Source organism: Synechococcus sp. TAK9802, assembly GCF_014279535.1.
Classification (GTDB): Bacteria; Cyanobacteriota; Cyanobacteriia; order PCC-6307; family Cyanobiaceae; genus Parasynechococcus.
This window is the reverse complement of sequence record NZ_CP047937.1, coordinates 976,946-990,912: the sequence shown is the minus strand read 5'-3', so window position 1 is coordinate 990,912 and position 13,967 is coordinate 976,946. Positions and strand designations below refer to the sequence as shown.

Annotated in this window: 16 protein-coding genes; 11 read left to right on the top strand and 5 right to left on the bottom strand. The window is 62.0% G+C overall.

Annotation, left to right across the window (positions count from 1 at the left end):
• Positions 1-11 precede the first annotated feature (11 nt).
• Genes ggpS through SynTAK9802_RS05795 form a run of 5 tightly spaced genes read left to right on the top strand, consistent with a single transcriptional unit; the run spans position 12 to position 5,458 of the window.
• On the top strand, positions 12-1,502 hold the full coding sequence (ggpS, locus tag SynTAK9802_RS05815; RefSeq protein WP_186497756.1) for a glucosylglycerol-phosphate synthase: 1,491 nt from the start codon (positions 12-14) through the stop codon (positions 1,500-1,502).
• Complete coding sequence (locus tag SynTAK9802_RS05810; protein WP_186497754.1) at positions 1,499-2,764, top strand: ABC transporter substrate-binding protein; 1,266 nt, start codon at positions 1,499-1,501, stop codon at positions 2,762-2,764. Before ggpS ends, SynTAK9802_RS05810 begins: the two co-directional genes overlap by 4 nt.
• A complete protein-coding gene (locus tag SynTAK9802_RS05805; protein WP_114989247.1) occupies positions 2,761-3,627 on the top strand; it encodes a carbohydrate ABC transporter permease in 867 nt (288 codons plus the stop codon). The genes SynTAK9802_RS05810 and SynTAK9802_RS05805 overlap by 4 nt, the downstream gene beginning before the upstream one ends.
• 26 nt (positions 3,628-3,653) lie before the next feature.
• The gene (locus tag SynTAK9802_RS05800) at positions 3,654-4,469 is read left to right on the top strand and encodes a carbohydrate ABC transporter permease (protein ID WP_186497752.1); all 816 of its coding nucleotides are present in this window, start codon (positions 3,654-3,656) and stop codon (positions 4,467-4,469) included.
• Positions 4,466-5,458, top strand: coding sequence for an ABC transporter ATP-binding protein (locus tag SynTAK9802_RS05795; RefSeq protein ID WP_186497750.1), 993 nt, complete (start codon positions 4,466-4,468; stop codon positions 5,456-5,458). The genes SynTAK9802_RS05800 and SynTAK9802_RS05795 overlap by 4 nt, the downstream gene beginning before the upstream one ends.
• Here the strand turns inward: SynTAK9802_RS05795 and csaB are convergent.
• On the bottom strand, positions 5,415-6,524 hold the full coding sequence (gene csaB, locus SynTAK9802_RS05790; protein WP_255487883.1) for a polysaccharide pyruvyl transferase CsaB: 1,110 nt from the start codon (positions 6,522-6,524) through the stop codon (positions 5,415-5,417). The genes SynTAK9802_RS05795 and csaB overlap by 44 nt on opposite strands.
• 27 nt (positions 6,525-6,551) lie before the next feature.
• Here csaB and SynTAK9802_RS05785 point away from each other — a divergent pair, with 27 nt between their 5' ends.
• The 3 genes from SynTAK9802_RS05785 (at position 6,552) to psaK (ending at position 7,455) form a co-directional block, all read left to right on the top strand.
• Positions 6,552-6,845 carry a DUF2499 domain-containing protein gene (locus SynTAK9802_RS05785; protein ID WP_114989249.1) on the top strand — a complete coding sequence of 98 codons (294 nt, stop codon included), beginning with the start codon at positions 6,552-6,554 and terminating at the stop codon, positions 6,843-6,845.
• Positions 6,842-7,129 carry a DUF3593 domain-containing protein gene (locus SynTAK9802_RS05780; protein WP_115082329.1) on the top strand — a complete coding sequence of 96 codons (288 nt, stop codon included), beginning with the start codon at positions 6,842-6,844 and terminating at the stop codon, positions 7,127-7,129. Before SynTAK9802_RS05785 ends, SynTAK9802_RS05780 begins: the two co-directional genes overlap by 4 nt.
• 68 nt (positions 7,130-7,197) lie before the next feature.
• Positions 7,198-7,455 carry a photosystem I reaction center subunit PsaK gene (psaK, locus tag SynTAK9802_RS05775; RefSeq protein ID WP_041434789.1) on the top strand — a complete coding sequence of 86 codons (258 nt, stop codon included), beginning with the start codon at positions 7,198-7,200 and terminating at the stop codon, positions 7,453-7,455.
• A gap of 51 nt (positions 7,456-7,506) precedes the next feature.
• Here psaK and SynTAK9802_RS05770 read toward each other — a convergent pair whose 3' ends face one another.
• Both SynTAK9802_RS05770 and dxs read right to left on the bottom strand, forming a co-directional pair.
• A complete protein-coding gene (locus SynTAK9802_RS05770; RefSeq protein ID WP_186498057.1) occupies positions 7,507-8,694 on the bottom strand; it encodes an NAD(P)/FAD-dependent oxidoreductase in 1,188 nt (395 codons plus the stop codon).
• A 13-nt stretch (positions 8,695-8,707) separates the two neighbouring features.
• A complete protein-coding gene (dxs, locus tag SynTAK9802_RS05765) occupies positions 8,708-10,639 on the bottom strand; it encodes a 1-deoxy-D-xylulose-5-phosphate synthase (RefSeq protein ID WP_186497748.1) in 1,932 nt (643 codons plus the stop codon).
• Positions 10,640-10,719: 80 nt separating this feature from the next.
• Here dxs and ilvA point away from each other — a divergent pair, with 80 nt between their 5' ends.
• The 3 genes from ilvA to SynTAK9802_RS05750 are packed head-to-tail and all read left to right on the top strand — an operon-like array spanning position 10,720 to position 13,107.
• Positions 10,720-12,249 carry a threonine ammonia-lyase, biosynthetic gene (gene ilvA, locus SynTAK9802_RS05760; protein WP_186497747.1) on the top strand — a complete coding sequence of 510 codons (1,530 nt, stop codon included), beginning with the start codon at positions 10,720-10,722 and terminating at the stop codon, positions 12,247-12,249.
• Positions 12,250-12,288: 39 nt separating this feature from the next.
• Positions 12,289-12,786 carry an SMC-Scp complex subunit ScpB gene (scpB, locus tag SynTAK9802_RS05755; protein WP_186497746.1) on the top strand — a complete coding sequence of 166 codons (498 nt, stop codon included), beginning with the start codon at positions 12,289-12,291 and terminating at the stop codon, positions 12,784-12,786.
• 24 nt (positions 12,787-12,810) lie between these two features.
• Positions 12,811-13,107, top strand: a complete 297-nt coding sequence (locus SynTAK9802_RS05750) for a YggT family protein (RefSeq protein WP_186497744.1) — start codon at positions 12,811-12,813, stop codon at positions 13,105-13,107.
• Positions 13,108-13,121: 14 nt separating this feature from the next.
• Here SynTAK9802_RS05750 and SynTAK9802_RS05745 read toward each other — a convergent pair whose 3' ends face one another.
• Both SynTAK9802_RS05745 and SynTAK9802_RS05740 read right to left on the bottom strand, forming a co-directional pair.
• A complete protein-coding gene (locus SynTAK9802_RS05745) occupies positions 13,122-13,595 on the bottom strand; it encodes a hypothetical protein (protein WP_186498056.1) in 474 nt (157 codons plus the stop codon).
• A 7-nt stretch (positions 13,596-13,602) separates the two neighbouring features.
• Entirely contained in the window at positions 13,603-13,932 is a 330-nt protein-coding gene (locus tag SynTAK9802_RS05740; RefSeq protein WP_006850816.1) for a nucleoside triphosphate pyrophosphohydrolase family protein, read from the bottom strand.
• Positions 13,933-13,967 lie beyond the last annotated feature (35 nt).

Here is a 13,967-nt window from a genome sequence, read left to right as displayed (position 1 = left end):
TGTTCGAATAAATGGGTGCGGGTCAGAGTTCATTTGTAATCCTCTACCACCGCACGCCGTTCGACGAATCAAAAGACAAGAACGGGAAAAGAATATGGGTCGATCAGAAAAGCCCTAACGGAATTATTCCAACCCTTCGCAACCTCTTCCGTAGCTGCGAAAAAGGCACTTGGATTGCTTGGAGACGGGTCGACGATCAGTCGAATGAAGGTACTGAACGGTTTGAGATGGATAATCCTTCGCCGTTCACTCTGTGCCGAATACCACTGGAAGATGAACAGATCTCCAGTTTTTATCACATCACATCCAAAGAATGCTTCTGGCCAATTCTTCATACGTTTCCAACCTATTTCAATGTCAACAACGCGAACTGGAAGATCTTTGAAGAGGTCAACAAACGTTTCGCCAAGGCGGCATGCGCTGAAGCCGCCGAAGGTGCAACGGTGTGGGTGCATGATTACAACCTTTGGCTGGCTCCCGGATACATCCGAGCCGAACGTCCAGACCTGAAAATTGCCTTTTTCCATCACACTCCTTTCCCGGGGAATGATGTTTTCGCCATCCTTCCCTGGCGCGAGCAGATCCTGGAAAGTCTGCTGTGTTGTGATGTCGTCGGCTTCCATATTCCCCGCTACACCGAAAACTTTGCCCGTGCCGCCACAACCCTGGTGGGGGCCAAACGTGGGCCCAAAGTGCCAGTGGACAAGAAATTCATTGAGGTCGGAACCGCCCTTTCGGAAGGCACGGTCACCAGTCACCTCGAGCACAACGGTCGCACCATTCAGCTGCTCAGCTCTCCGGTGGGTACCTCACCGGATCTGATTCAGGAATTGTGCTGGAGCCCGTCGGTTGAAAGTCATGGCGAATTGATCGTTCAAGACACCAAAAAAGGTCGAAAACTGATCCTCTCTGCCAGTCGGGTGGATTACACCAAGGGCAACGAAGAGTTGCTGCTGGCGTTTGAACGGCTGTTGGAACGACGCAAGGATCTGCACGGCCAGGTGGTGCTGATGCTGGCCTGTGTGGCCGCTGCCAGTGGAATGAAGATCTACGAAGACACCCAACGCTCAATCGAGGAGATGGCCGGACGCATCAACGGCCGCTTCAGCCAGATCGATTGGGTGCCCATCCGCTTTTCCACCCGCCGGATCCCCTACGACGAAATGATCGCCTGGTTCTGCCATGCCGATGTCTGCTGGATCACTCCGCTGCGGGATGGCCTGAATCTGGTGGCCAAGGAGTACGCCGCTGCTCGACGCAACCGTGGCGGCGTTCTTGTGCTCTCGGAATTCACCGGAGCCTCGGTCGTGCTGGATGGCGCCGTGCTCACCAATCCCTATTCCAATCGCCGCATGGATGAAGCCATCGAATCGGCACTGGAAATGGATGAAGACGAGCAGCGCGACCGCATGAGCCGCATGACCGATGCCGTGGAGAGCTACACGGTGAGCGACTGGGCCGAGGAACAGATGTCTGGCTTGACGCCCTCCACCCCGCAATGAAACTGCGCCGCTGGCTCGCAGTCGGCACCTTGGCGCTGGTGATGGCCCTGGGTGTTCTGGTTGGGTCAGCCTCCTCGCGCGCGGAGGAGGTGAGCATCCTCATGCCCTCCTCGTTCACCGATGCCAGTGCGGATCTGGTGAAAGCCTTCAACCGCCAGCATCGCGGCCGAATTCATCTCAAGGTGATTCGCGGTCCGTTGAACACGGAATCGATTTCAGACCTGGCGATCAGCAGTCTTCTGCTCGGTGATGCGCCGTTCGACGCGCTGTTGATGGATGTCACCTGGTTGCCGAAATATGCCGCCGCCGGCTGGCTGGAAGCCCTGGATCCCTGGTTTGGTCAGGGCGACCAGGAGCAGCTGGTGCAAGGTGCACGGCTGGGCAATGACTACGACGGCCATCTCTACCGCTGGCCGCTGGTGGCCGATGTGGGACTGCTCTACTGGCGCACGGATCTGATGGAGCAGCCACCAACAACGCCCGATGCGCTGGTGGAGGTGGCCGGACGCCTGGTTGAAAGCCAAGCCGTTGCCAACGGTTTTGTCTGGCAGGGGCGTCAGTACGAAGGATTGAGCTGCGACTTCCTTGAAGTGCTGCAGGGCTTCGGCGGTGACTGGATGGACACCACAACCAACGCCATGGAGCTCGATACGCCTGAGGCAACGGCGGCAGCAGCCTGGTTGAACGGTCTGATCAGCGAAGGCGTCAGCCCCTACGCCGTGACCAATTACGCCGAGTCGGAGTCGCTTCAGGCCTTTAAGGCCGGTGATGCGGCTCTGATGCGCAACTGGCCCTACGCATGGGCTGAACTGCAGAAGGACGACAGCGCGGTGAAGGGCAACGTCGGCATCAGCCTGATGGTGGCGCAACCGGGTGAACGCCCCGGAGCCACCCTCGGCAGCTGGGGGCTGAGCCTGATGCGCCAATCGCAGCACAAGGAAGCAGCGGTGGAAGCGATTCGCTACCTCACCAGCGAAGACGCCCAGCGGCAGCGTTTTCTCAACAACGGCTACACCCCAATCCAGGCGGATCTGTTCAACGACCCCGAGATGCTGAAGGCCTCTCCCGTGCTGCCGGACCTGCTGGTGGCCTTGAACCATGCGGTGGTTCGACCGCCAACCCCGCTGTATGCCCAGCTGAGCGATGTGGTGCAGCGGGAACTCAACGGCTTGTTCACAGCTGCCGGATCCGCCGACGAGGCCATGGCCACCAGTCAGCAGCGGAGCCAGACTCTGTTGCGGGCTGCGGGAGCCACGCCATGACGATGCTCCTGGCTGCACCTGCGCTGCTGTTGATCGCGGTGGTGTTCGGCTGGCCGATGCTTCGCTACGCCTGGCTGAGCTTCCACGCTGATTCCGTTCTCACCGGCCTTGAACCGGTGGCCAACGGCGGTGCTAATTGGTGGCGACTGGCGGCTGATCAGCGCTTCTGGCTGGATGCCGGACAAACCGCGCGATTCGCCCTGATCTCAGTGGGTTTGGAGTTGCTGTTGGCCCTGGCCATTGCGCTGCTGCTGCATCAACGCTGGCGCGGCAGGGGAGCTGTTCGCGCCCTGACCCTGCTGCCCTGGGCCCTGCCCACAACAATGATGGCCCTGGGCTGGCGCTGGATCTTCAACACCCCCTACGGCCCGATTGAGGTACTGGCACGAAGCCTTGGCCTCAACTCCCTGGATCTGCTGTCCACCCCATCGATCACCTGGCTGGTGACCGTCTTTGCGGATGTCTGGAAAACAACTCCCTTCATCACGCTGATTCTTCTGGCGGGACTCCAGAGCATTCCCGACGACCTTTACAGCGCCTTTCGCCTGGAAGGGGGAACGCCGCTTCAGGCGCTTCGCAGGGTCACCCTGCCGCTGCTGCTCCCCTACATCCTGCTGAGCCTTCTGTTCCGTCTGGCCCAGGCTTTCGGGGTGTTCGATCTGGTTCAGGTGCTCACCGGAGGCGGTCCCGCCGGCAGCACCGAAAGCATCGCCCTCTATGCCTACCTCAACGGCATGCGTTTCCTCGATTTCGGCTACAGCGCCACAGTGATGCTCGCGGGATTCCTGTTGCTGACCGCGCTGATTCTTGCGGGCACGTTGCTGCTGAGGAGCTTCGGTCTGTTGAGCTCCCTGGACCGATGACCCATGGATCGATGACACGTGGACCGATGAAACGACGTTCCCTCTGGATTGCTCTGCTGCTGATCTGGTCCCTCGCTCCGATGCTGTGGCAGCTGCTGAGTTCCTTCACCACCGCAGATGCTCTGGTCAGTGAGCAACTGAGCTTCTGGAGCCGTTGGACGCTCAACAACTACCGGGATCTGCTCAGCACCGATCCGCCCTTCTGGCGTTACCTGCTCAACAGCAGCTTGGTGGCTTCCCTCACCACACTGCTCACCTTGATGCTGGCCATCCCCGCCGCCTACGGACTGGCAAAGCTGCCTCAGCGGTTGAAAGGAATCCTCCGCACTGCCGTGGTGGGCGCCGCTCTTTTCCCTTATGTGCTGCTGTTTCTGGCGCTGCTCGAACTGGCCCGCACCTTTTCCCTCGGCAACAACCTGATCGCCATCGCCATTCCCTACAGCGCTTTGTCGATGCCTCTGGCCCTGCTGCTGCTCACAGCGGCCTTTGAAGCCCTGCCCAACGACCTCGAAGACGCAGCAAAGCTGGAGGGATTGTCGTTGTGGCAGCGGCTGCGCTGGGTGCTGCTCCCCTTGATTGCCCCGGCCTCCGCCAGCACAGCAATCCTGGTGTTCCTGTTCGCCTGGAACGAATATCCCGTGGCGCTCACCTGGCTGAGCCGCAGCGATCTGCTCACATTGCCGGTGGCGATGGCCCGAATTGCGGGATCATCCACCTATTCCGTCCCCTACGGCACCTACGCGGCAGCCACCGTGCTCGGTGCCATTCCTCTTCTGGTGCTGGTGCTGGTGTTTCAGCGCCAGATCGTCAGTGGACTCACCAACGGAGCCATCAAGGGATGACACTGCAACTTCGGGCCATCAACAAGCGCTTTGGCGAGCGACAGGTTCTCCACCAGCTCGACCTCGATGTGGCCAACGGCGAATGCGTCGCTCTGCTTGGAGCCAGCGGCTGTGGGAAAAGCACGGCCCTGCGTCTGATCGCCGGGCTCGATCACCCCGATCAAGGGTCGATTCGCATCAATGGTGCGGAGATGGTCGACGTGCCCGCTGAACGTCGCCGGGTGGGGATGGTGTTTCAAAGCTATGCCCTGTTCCCGCATCTGAATGTGTGGGACAACCTCGAACTGGGGCTGCGCATGCGGGGCGGCAGCGCCGCCGCCCGCGATGAAAGGATCCGCGGCGTCCTGGAGGTGTTGCAGCTCAGCGGGCAAGCCCGGCAACGGCCGTCACAACTATCCGGCGGCCAGCGCCAGCGCGTCGCCCTGGCCCGAGCCCTGTTGCGGGACCCCCTCGTTTATCTGCTCGATGAGCCGATGAGCAATCTGGATGCCCAGTTGCGTGAGGACCTGCGACCTCAATTGCGCCGCCTGATGATCGGCGGTGAGCAACCTGTGGTTTACGTCACCCATGACCAGCAGGAGGCGATGGCGCTGGCGGATCGCATCGCTGTGATGCGCGAGGGAAGGATTGAACAGATCGGAACACCCCGCGAGCTGTACCTGCAACCGGCCAGCACCTACGTCGCCCAGTTCATCGGCCGCCCGCAGATGAATCTGCTGCCATCCAGAGACGGAGTGATCACCGGCATCCGACCGGACGATCTAAGGCTCGATCCCGCGGGCTCACCCTGCACGATCCTCAGCCGTGAATGGTTCGGAGCCAACCAGATGCTTCTGGTGCGCTGCGATCGCGGCGACCTGCGGCTGGTCTGCCCCGGAGAAACAGCCATCGAGGCTGAGCCACGCATCAGTTGGCCCAGCGCTTGTGAGCATCGCTTCGATGCCGTCAGCGGCCGTCGTCTGCCGTCAAATCGGCTGCCATCCGATTGAGAAGCTCGCTGTGCGCTGACGCCTGGCGGCGCAGGGCTTCGGTCTGATCAGGATCGGCTGGACGGTCCACCTCGGACCGCCAAAGCGTCAGCAGATCATCCACAGAGGGAAGCGAGCGCAAGGGGATGCATGGCACCGTGGCCATGGCCGCTGCAGCCTCCACCTTCGGGTCGTAGCTGAGGGCAGCCATGGGGCTGTTGGCCAGCCGAGCCAGGATCAGGGCATGCAACCGCATCGGCAGCACCAGGCGCGCCCGCTGTACCAGATCGGACACAGCCTCCAGGGACTGGGGCACCAGGGTTGAGCTGCGTGCTTTCAATCGCGCCGGCAGCAGACCTTGATCACTCAGGTGCTGCAACAGGGGTGCGTCCTGGTGGTGATGGAAGGCCAGCCAGATCACAGGCGCATCCAAGTGGGCACTGAGCCGATCCAGAGCATCGGTCAAGCAACGCCAGCCTGCGGAATCCAGCAAAGGTGTGGGACGCCAGCTGAGCACGATGGCGTCGCCACCAAGCCAAGGGCGCGCCGGCATCTGCCAGACCGGATCGGCGGCGAGCACCATCGGCAGCTTGGGGGCCCAACGCTGGGCCCAATCAAAGGAGCGCTGATCCCTCCAACTCGCTGCCTTGCAAAGGGGCAACACCGTGCGAACCAAGAGGCGACTGATCCGACGCCGCAAGGGTCCAAGGCCCTGCCCCCAGAGAACCACCTCGGCGCCACCGAGGCGGGCAACCGTCATCAGCAGCAGGTAATAAACGAGGCTGCTGAAGCTGGTGCTGTCCTGCAGCAGGCTCCCGCCACCAAGCACCAGAACATCAGCCCTCAGGGCCGCACGTAGACAGCGCCGCAAAGAACGGCGGTTCACCGTGTGCGCCGACGGAGCCAAGGCCAGAACGGGAGCTGGATCGCGGGCTGTGATCAACAGCTGCTGCGGCTCGGGAAGAGACGACACCAGCACCTGCAGCAGGGCATCGTCGCCGAGGTTGTGCTCTCCGTAGTAGCCGCAAAGCAGCAATACAGGCGCAGTGGGGCGGACCACGGGCAGCAGCCTGTTCACTCCGGGCATTATCAACCGATTCCTAGGATTCAGGGCATGCACGCGTTGTCGCTCGGAACCTGGTGGATCCATGTCGCCTCCGTGGTGGAGTGGTGCGTGGCGATCGTGTTGATGCATCGGCGTGGGCTGCAGGGCCTGGCCTGGGCCATGCTTCCGGCCCTGGTCAGTGCCATGGCTGCCTGCACCTGGCATCTGTTTGACAACAGCGAAGCGCTGCGGGGGCTGGTCACCCTTCAGGCCCTGTTCACCGTGATCGGCAACTGCACCCTTGCCATGGCGGCCTGGCAGCTCCAACGTCGCCGGCAGGTGGACGGAGCCAGTGCTCCATGAACTTCGATCCCGCACCGCTGTTCGCCGCCTCGCTGATCCCCTATCTCCTGTTTCTGCACTGGCTGCGGAAAAGTGAGGCGCTTCCGTTGATGGCGGAGCGGGGCTTTCAGCTCACCCTGCTGTTTGTGGCCGTCACGATTGGTGCTGCCATTGCCGCCCTGCGCTGCTGCTCAGCGGAATTGGTGGAGATTGACTGGTTGCACGGTGGGGCAGAAGCCTTTCTCACCCTCAGCAACACGGTTTTGGTGATCGGTTTGTTGTACCCAACCCCCAAAAAAGGGTGAACAACTCTTAAGAGAGGCAGGCAAGGCGTCGCTAGCGCCGGAAGATGAAGTGTCGCTCATTGGCTCGAATGCTGACCCACCTTTTCGCGATCGCTCCCGCCTCCGTGTCCTGGTCTCCCAAGGTCGCCCTGGTGATGATCCTCTGCAATGTGGTTGCCATCATGGTCGGCAAGGCCACGATCAAGCACCCCAACGTTGGCGCCGCACTCCCCAACGCTTCCTTCTTCGGCGGCATGGGTCATGCAGCCCTGCTCGGCACCACCAGCCTCGGCCACATCATTGGCATTGGCGCCATCCAGGGTCTGGCCGCCCGCGGCGTGCTCTGAAGCACACCCCTTGAGGGAGGAGCCAGTCTCCTCCCTGAAACAACCCTTGGCTCAGAGCAGATACGGCAGCAGACGCAGGCCGTAACGCTCGAAGTTGTAGTTGAACAACAGCTCTGAAAGAGCGGGGGCTTCTGCGGTCGCAGACAGCCCATGGATCAAACGTTCCAGACGTCGGTCCGCCCTTGGATTGTCGAGGCCCCACCAGGTGCGCCGCGCCAGCCGGCCCGACACCAACCAACGCCAACTCCGTTGGGCCTTGAGTTGCTCTTGGTAGCGAAGAGCAATGGCCGTGGAGTCCCCAGACATCCCTTCAGCGATCAGCAGTTCGGCCAGTCGATCGGCGCTGTCCATCGCATGGCGTATCCCTTCTCCCCCAAGCAGATTGGCGGAACTGGCCGCATCCCCCACCGCCAGCAGGGCACCGGCCACCAAAGGTTCGGAGCGGGCGATGCTGCTCGACACCGGCCCGCCATGGCGATCCAGCACCGGGCAGGCGCTCAAGCCGCAGCGTTGAATCAAGCGCTGAAGGGGTCCAGCCAGGCTGCCGGGACTCGGACGATCCGCCGGTGGGAGGTGACAGACCCCCACCTTCAGCCGTTGCCCCTGCATGGGAAAGATCCAGCCGTATCCATGGGGGATCCAGGCGGTGCCCAGAAAGAAACTGATCCGATCCCGCCAGGCAGCCGCCTGACGGTCATCGGCCTGCAGCAACCACTCAACGCCGATGCCCTGCAGCAGAGGATCCTCGGGATTGGCACTGAGGCCGGCCTGCTGCAGCAGATCTCGGCGTGCACCGGTGGCATCAATCAGCCAGCGCGTTGAGCGCAATGACGAACGCCCATCACGTGTTTGCAACCGCACGCTGGCTTGATCGGCCGTGAGCGTGCTCAGCGCGGCCCGGCAGCCCTGGATCAACTCGACCCCATGGCGGCGCGCTTCCTCCCAGAGCCAGGACCGAAGCCGGCCGAAGTCGAGGACCACTCCCAGATCGCCGGACGACCACCACTGATGAACCAGACCCGAGGGATCGTGCAGCTGCCAGCCCTGCCAGGTGGCGGCAATGGCGTCATCCGGAAGACCCAAGCGACGAACAGCCTCCAGAGGCAGGGCGCCACTGGAATAGGCATGGCGATGGGGATTAGCCAGGCGATCCACCAGGGTCACCTCAGCACCCGACCGCGCCAGTTGAATCGCCAGACGGGCACCGGACGGTCCCGCGCCAACGATCAGAACGGACACCAAGCCCTCAGCTTCAGGCCTGGAGGGCCTTGATCGAAGCGGTTGCTGGCAGATCACCAGAGGTGTTGCTGAAGCGCTCAAGGATGCGTTCAGCCATCTGGGCAGGAGTGAGGCCGAGAGCTTCCTTGCTCTGCTGCGGCGTGGCGTGATCAACCAACTGGTCGGGGATGCCGATGCGCAACATCGACACGTTGATGTCCTGATCGATCAACGACTCCAGAACCGCTGCGCCAAAACCACCAGGCAGGGCTCCCTCTTCCATGGTGACCACGCGGGGGATGCGACGTGCCAGGGGATGGATCAGCGCCTGATCCAGGGGCCTCAGGAAGCGGGCGTTGATCACGGTAGTGGAGAGACCGGCTTCCTCCAGAAGCGTTGCTGTGGCGAGGGCCGGAGACACCATCGAGCCGTAGGCCACGATCATCAGATCGTCGCCTTCCCGCAGCAGTTCACCGCGGCCGATCGGCAGCGATTCCCAACCCTCTTCCATCAAGGGCACGCCTTCTCCGGAGCCCCGCGGAATCCGCAGCGCCGTGGGCCCGTCGTGCTGCAGGCAGGTCACCAGCATGCGCTGCAGCTCAGCCTCATCCTTCGGTGCCATCACCGTGAAGTTGGGAATGGCCCGCATGTAGCTGATGTCGTACTGACCTTGGTGGGTCGGCCCGTCGGCACCAACAATGCCGGCACGATCGAGCACGAAGGTGACCGGCAGCTTCTGGATGCCCACGTCGTGGATCAACTGGTCGTAGGCGCGCTGAAGGAAGGTGCTGTAGATGGCAACGACAGGACGCAAACCCTCGCAGGCCATGCCTGCCGCCAGGGTGACGGCATGTTGCTCAGCGATGCCCACGTCCACGTACTGGTCCGGAACGGCCTTCTGAAGCAGATCGAGACCGGTACCAGTGGCCATCGCCGCAGTGATGCCGATCACCCGACTGTTCTGCTCACAGAGCTTGACCAGGGTCTGCCCAAACACCTTGCTATAGCTGGGGGGCTTGGGTTTGGACGACGGAATCGCCTTGCCGGTGCCGAGATCAAAAGCTGATTGGGCGTGGTAGCCCACCTGATCGGCCTCGGCGTAGGGATAGCCCTTGCCCTTTTTGGTGACCACATGCACCAGCACAGGGCCACCCTCACGATGAGCTGCCTGGAAGGTGCGCACCATTTCACCGATGTCGTGGCCGTCGATCGGCCCCATGTAGGTGAAGCCAAGTTCCTCAAACACGGCACCCACCTTGGGAACCGCGAGGCGACGCATGCTGCCCTTGAGGCGGTTGAGTTCCGCAGGAATCTCACCACCCATAAAAGGCAGATGCCGAACGCTTTCCTCAACACTCCCTGAGAGGAACTGCATCGGTGGGCTGAGCCGCGCACGGTTCAGCACGTTCGAGAGCGCACCAACCGGCGGAGAGATCGACATGTCGTTGTCGTTCAGCACCACAAGGAGCGGCGTGTTGGGAAGGTGTCCGGCGTGGTTGATGGCCTCCAGAGCCATGCCGCCTGTCAGGGCTCCATCACCGATGACGGCAACGCATTTGAACGACTCACCCCGGTTGTCCCGCGCCATGGCCATGCCCAGCGCCGCTGAGATGGAGGTGCTGGCATGACCCGCTCCGAAGTGGTCGAAATCGCTCTCTGTGCGCTTGAGGTAACCCGCCACCCCGTGCTGCTGGCGCAGGGAGTCGAAATCGTTGAACCGGCCGGTGATCAATTTGTGGGGGTAGGCCTGATGGCCCACATCCCAGATCACACGGTCATGGTCGAGATCCAGCGTCTGGTACAGCGCCAGGGTCAGCTCCACAACCCCCAGGCCAGGCCCCAGGTGGCCACCGCTGGTGGACACCACCTGCAGATGCCGCTCACGAATCTGCCGAGCCACGTCCTCAAGCTGGGCCGGGCTGAGTCCGTGCAGTTCATTCGGATGCTTCAGATCTCCGAGATGCATGCACTGCCAACTCCAATACGTGCAATCTACGGGAACCAACCCGGATCCTGTCTGGATCGAACCCTTGGAAGAATGGTGAGATGACCGACTACCTGCAGCGGATCCTGCGTGCCCGCGTCTACGACGTGGCGCGGGAAACCCCTTTGGATCCCGCACCCAATCTGAGCCGCCGGCTGAGCAACACGGTCTGGCTGAAGCGTGAGGATCTCCAGCCGGTGTTCTCGTTCAAGCTGCGCGGCGCCTACAACCGCATGGCGCAGCTCAGCAGAGACGAGCTCAAGCGCGGTGTGATTGCCTCCAGTGCCGGGAACCATGCCCAGGGCGTCGCCCTGAGTGCCCAGCGCCTTGGCTGTCGGGCCGTGATCGTGATGCCAAGCACCACACCCGAGGTGAAAGTGCGGGCCGTGCGGGCCCTGGGTGGTGACGTGGTCCTCCATGGCGAGACCTACGACGAGTGCTCCGCGGAAGCGCAGCGACGCTGCAAGGCCGAGGGGCTCACCTTTATTCACCCCTTCGACGATCCGGAAGTGATCGCAGGCCAGGGAACGATTGGCATGGAGATCATGCGCCAGGCCGAGCAGCCACCCAATGCGATCTATGTGGCCGTGGGTGGCGGTGGCCTGATCGCGGGCATCGCCGCCTACGTGAAACGGCTGTGGCCGGAAACGGAGGTGATCGGAGTGGAGCCGGTGGATGCCGATGCCCTGAGTCGCTCCCTCGAGCGAGGGCAGCGGGTGGAACTGGAACAGGTGGGGCTGTTTGCCGATGGCGTCGCCGTGAGAAAGGTGGGGGAACACACCTTTGCGCTGGCCAAGCAGTTCGTCGATCGCATGGTGCGGGTCGACACCGATGCCATCTGTGCCGCGATCAAGGACGTTTTTGAAGACACCCGTTCGATCCTTGAGCCCGCCGGTGCTTTGGCGGTGGCAGGACTCAAACAGGACGTGGCCGAGCGCCAGCTGGCGGGGCGCAATCTGGTGGCGGTGGCCTGCGGGGCCAACATGAATTTCGACCGGCTGCGCTTCATCGCCGAACGGGCTGAGCTCGGGGAAGAGCGCGAAGCAATGCTGGCCGTGGAGATTCCCGAATCACCCGGCAGCCTGAGGCGGCTTTGCGAACTGCTGCGGGAGCGAAGCCTCACGGAATTCAGCTACCGCATGACTGATGGCGCCTCGGCGCAGATCTTCATCGGTGTGCAGGTGAGCGATGACAACGACCGTGCCTCCCTGCTGAGCCAGCTGGAGCGTGGCGGCTTCCCCTGCCTCGATCTCAGCGACAACGAATTTGCCAAGGTTCACCTGCGCCACATGGTGGGCGGCCGTCTGCCGTCTTCAGCCCGCACGGCCTGTGCCGGCGAATGCAAAGAGCTGCTGTATCGCTTCGAATTTCCCGAACGCCCGGGTGCCTTGATGAGCTTCGTGGATGCTCTCCACCCCGGCTGGAGCATCAGCATCTTCCACTACAGAAACCATGGCGCTGACGTTGGGCGCATCGTTGTTGGCGTGCTGGTGCCGGAACAGGACATGCAGGGCTGGACCGAATTCCTCAATGCCCTGGGCTATCGCCACTGGGATGAAACCAACAACCCGGCCTATGGCCTGTTCCTCTGAGTTTCAGGGCGGTAACTTGAGTGCTCTCGAGGGGTTGTGATGACGTCTCCATCCCTGCCCACCCGGCTCGAGGCGATTCTTTATCTCAAGGGTCGGCCCGTCAGCATCGGTGAACTGGCCGAGCTGGCCGACTCCGACCGACGAAGCGTTGAAGAAGCCCTCGTCGCCCTGACGGCCTCCTACGCCCAGCGGGACAGTGCCCTGGAGGTCGTTGAACAGAGCGGTCGCTACGGGCTGCAGCTGCGCCCGGGCATGGGCGATCTGGTCAAAGACCTGCTGCCGGTGAACCTCTCCACAGCAACCCTTCGAACCCTCGCCACCATTGCCCTGAAGAAACGCATTCTTCAATCGGATCTTGTGGATCTGCGGGGCTCGGGGGCCTACGACCACATCAAGGAACTGCTGGCGCAGGACTTCATCGAACGGCGTCGTCAGAGCGAGGGGCGGTCCTATTGGCTCACCCTCACCGAAAAATTTCACCGCACCTTCTCCGTGCTTCCTGATCTTGGGGCAACCGATCTGACGGAAGCTGCATAAAGTCGGAGCAGATCAGCTCCCGTCATGGAATCTCTACCGGTCACCTTGCTGCAGGTGCTGTCCCAGACCCTGCAGATCTATTCCTTGGTGCTGATCGTGCGGGTTCTGCTGAGCTGGTTCCCGAATCTGGACTGGAGCAATCCGGTGCTCAGCAGCGTGAGTGCGATCACCGACCCTTACCTGAACGCCTTCAGGGGTTTGATCCCACCGCTGGGGGGCATTGACCTCTCCGCCATCCTGGCCTTCCTGGCCCTGAACCTGTTGCAGAGCCTGGTGGGGCAGTCGATCAGCGCCTTCTACATGTCGGGCTCCAGCTGGTGATCACGTCTGGGTGATCACTGCTGGTTAATGCCCCGTTCCAACGGCAGCAAGTCATCCTCGTCAACATCAACGCGGCTGCGGACTGGAGCATTGAATCCACGGGCACGGGGATTTTTGACCACAAACGGCCCTGGGGTTCCGGCCGGCACTGAGATTCGCAGGGCGAACGGGGAGTGACCAGGGTTCACATCCCCGATGGATCCCACCCGGGTTCTGTTGGGAAGAACCGGTTCACCACTGGCATCCAGGATCCGTGCATACACATCGGTGTCGATGACGCTGTTCTTGCTGCGGTTCTCAACGTCTCCCGTCAGCACATAACAGCTGGCACCAACAGGGCGGCTTAATTCAGGTTGATTGCCGGCATCCAGCTCTCCGCAGGGATCCAGGCGAACCTCACTGAGCTGCAGTTCAGCGGCGTCACAGGGGAGCGCCAGCCCCAGCAGCAGGGGCAGGCAGAACAACACGGGAACAAGTCGACGGAGCATCAGGAGATCAACGTTGGTCACCACTGCCTCCGATGCGCCCACGGGCAGCCCGGCTCGACAGTTTCTGCAGGTTGGCGTCAGCCACCTCATTCAGGTCATAACCCAGTTCGCTGGCCAGCTGAGCCACGTACCAGAGCACATCCCCCAGCTCCAACTTGATCGCTTCGCGGGTGTCGGCATCAAACACACCGCCACGGTCGCGAATCACCTTTTTCACCTTGTCGGCCACCTCGCCGGCTTCACCGGTCAAACCGAGGGTCGGATAGATGGGATTACGGCCCACATCCGGGTAGGCAGCCGTCTTTCGGGCGGCGTCCTGATAGGAATTCATCTCCATGGGGCCGGTTGGGAAACGCCCGGATGGTAGTTTCC

What these genes read in the sequence shown, in the direction of transcription:
- ggpS (WP_186497756.1), top strand. Translation starts at nt 12, where the DNA reads ATGGGTGCGGGTCAGAGTTCATTTGTAATCCTCTACCACCGCACGCCG.
- SynTAK9802_RS05810 (WP_186497754.1), top strand. Translation starts at nt 1,499, where the DNA reads ATGAAACTGCGCCGCTGGCTCGCAGTCGGCACCTTGGCGCTGGTGATG.
- SynTAK9802_RS05805 (WP_114989247.1), top strand. Translation starts at nt 2,761, where the DNA reads ATGACGATGCTCCTGGCTGCACCTGCGCTGCTGTTGATCGCGGTGGTG.
- SynTAK9802_RS05800 (WP_186497752.1), top strand. Translation starts at nt 3,654, where the DNA reads ATGAAACGACGTTCCCTCTGGATTGCTCTGCTGCTGATCTGGTCCCTC.
- SynTAK9802_RS05795 (WP_186497750.1), top strand. Translation starts at nt 4,466, where the DNA reads ATGACACTGCAACTTCGGGCCATCAACAAGCGCTTTGGCGAGCGACAG.
- csaB (WP_255487883.1), bottom strand. Translation starts at nt 6,524, where the DNA reads ATGCCCGGAGTGAACAGGCTGCTGCCCGTGGTCCGCCCCACTGCGCCT.
- SynTAK9802_RS05785 (WP_114989249.1), top strand. Translation starts at nt 6,552, where the DNA reads ATGCACGCGTTGTCGCTCGGAACCTGGTGGATCCATGTCGCCTCCGTG.
- SynTAK9802_RS05780 (WP_115082329.1), top strand. Translation starts at nt 6,842, where the DNA reads ATGAACTTCGATCCCGCACCGCTGTTCGCCGCCTCGCTGATCCCCTAT.
- psaK (WP_041434789.1), top strand. Translation starts at nt 7,198, where the DNA reads ATGCTGACCCACCTTTTCGCGATCGCTCCCGCCTCCGTGTCCTGGTCT.
- dxs (WP_186497748.1), bottom strand. Translation starts at nt 10,639, where the DNA reads ATGCATCTCGGAGATCTGAAGCATCCGAATGAACTGCACGGACTCAGC.
- ilvA (WP_186497747.1), top strand. Translation starts at nt 10,720, where the DNA reads ATGACCGACTACCTGCAGCGGATCCTGCGTGCCCGCGTCTACGACGTG.
- scpB (WP_186497746.1), top strand. Translation starts at nt 12,289, where the DNA reads ATGACGTCTCCATCCCTGCCCACCCGGCTCGAGGCGATTCTTTATCTC.
- SynTAK9802_RS05750 (WP_186497744.1), top strand. Translation starts at nt 12,811, where the DNA reads ATGGAATCTCTACCGGTCACCTTGCTGCAGGTGCTGTCCCAGACCCTG.
- SynTAK9802_RS05745 (WP_186498056.1), bottom strand. Translation starts at nt 13,595, where the DNA reads ATGCTCCGTCGACTTGTTCCCGTGTTGTTCTGCCTGCCCCTGCTGCTG.
- SynTAK9802_RS05740 (WP_006850816.1), bottom strand. Translation starts at nt 13,932, where the DNA reads ATGGAGATGAATTCCTATCAGGACGCCGCCCGAAAGACGGCTGCCTAC.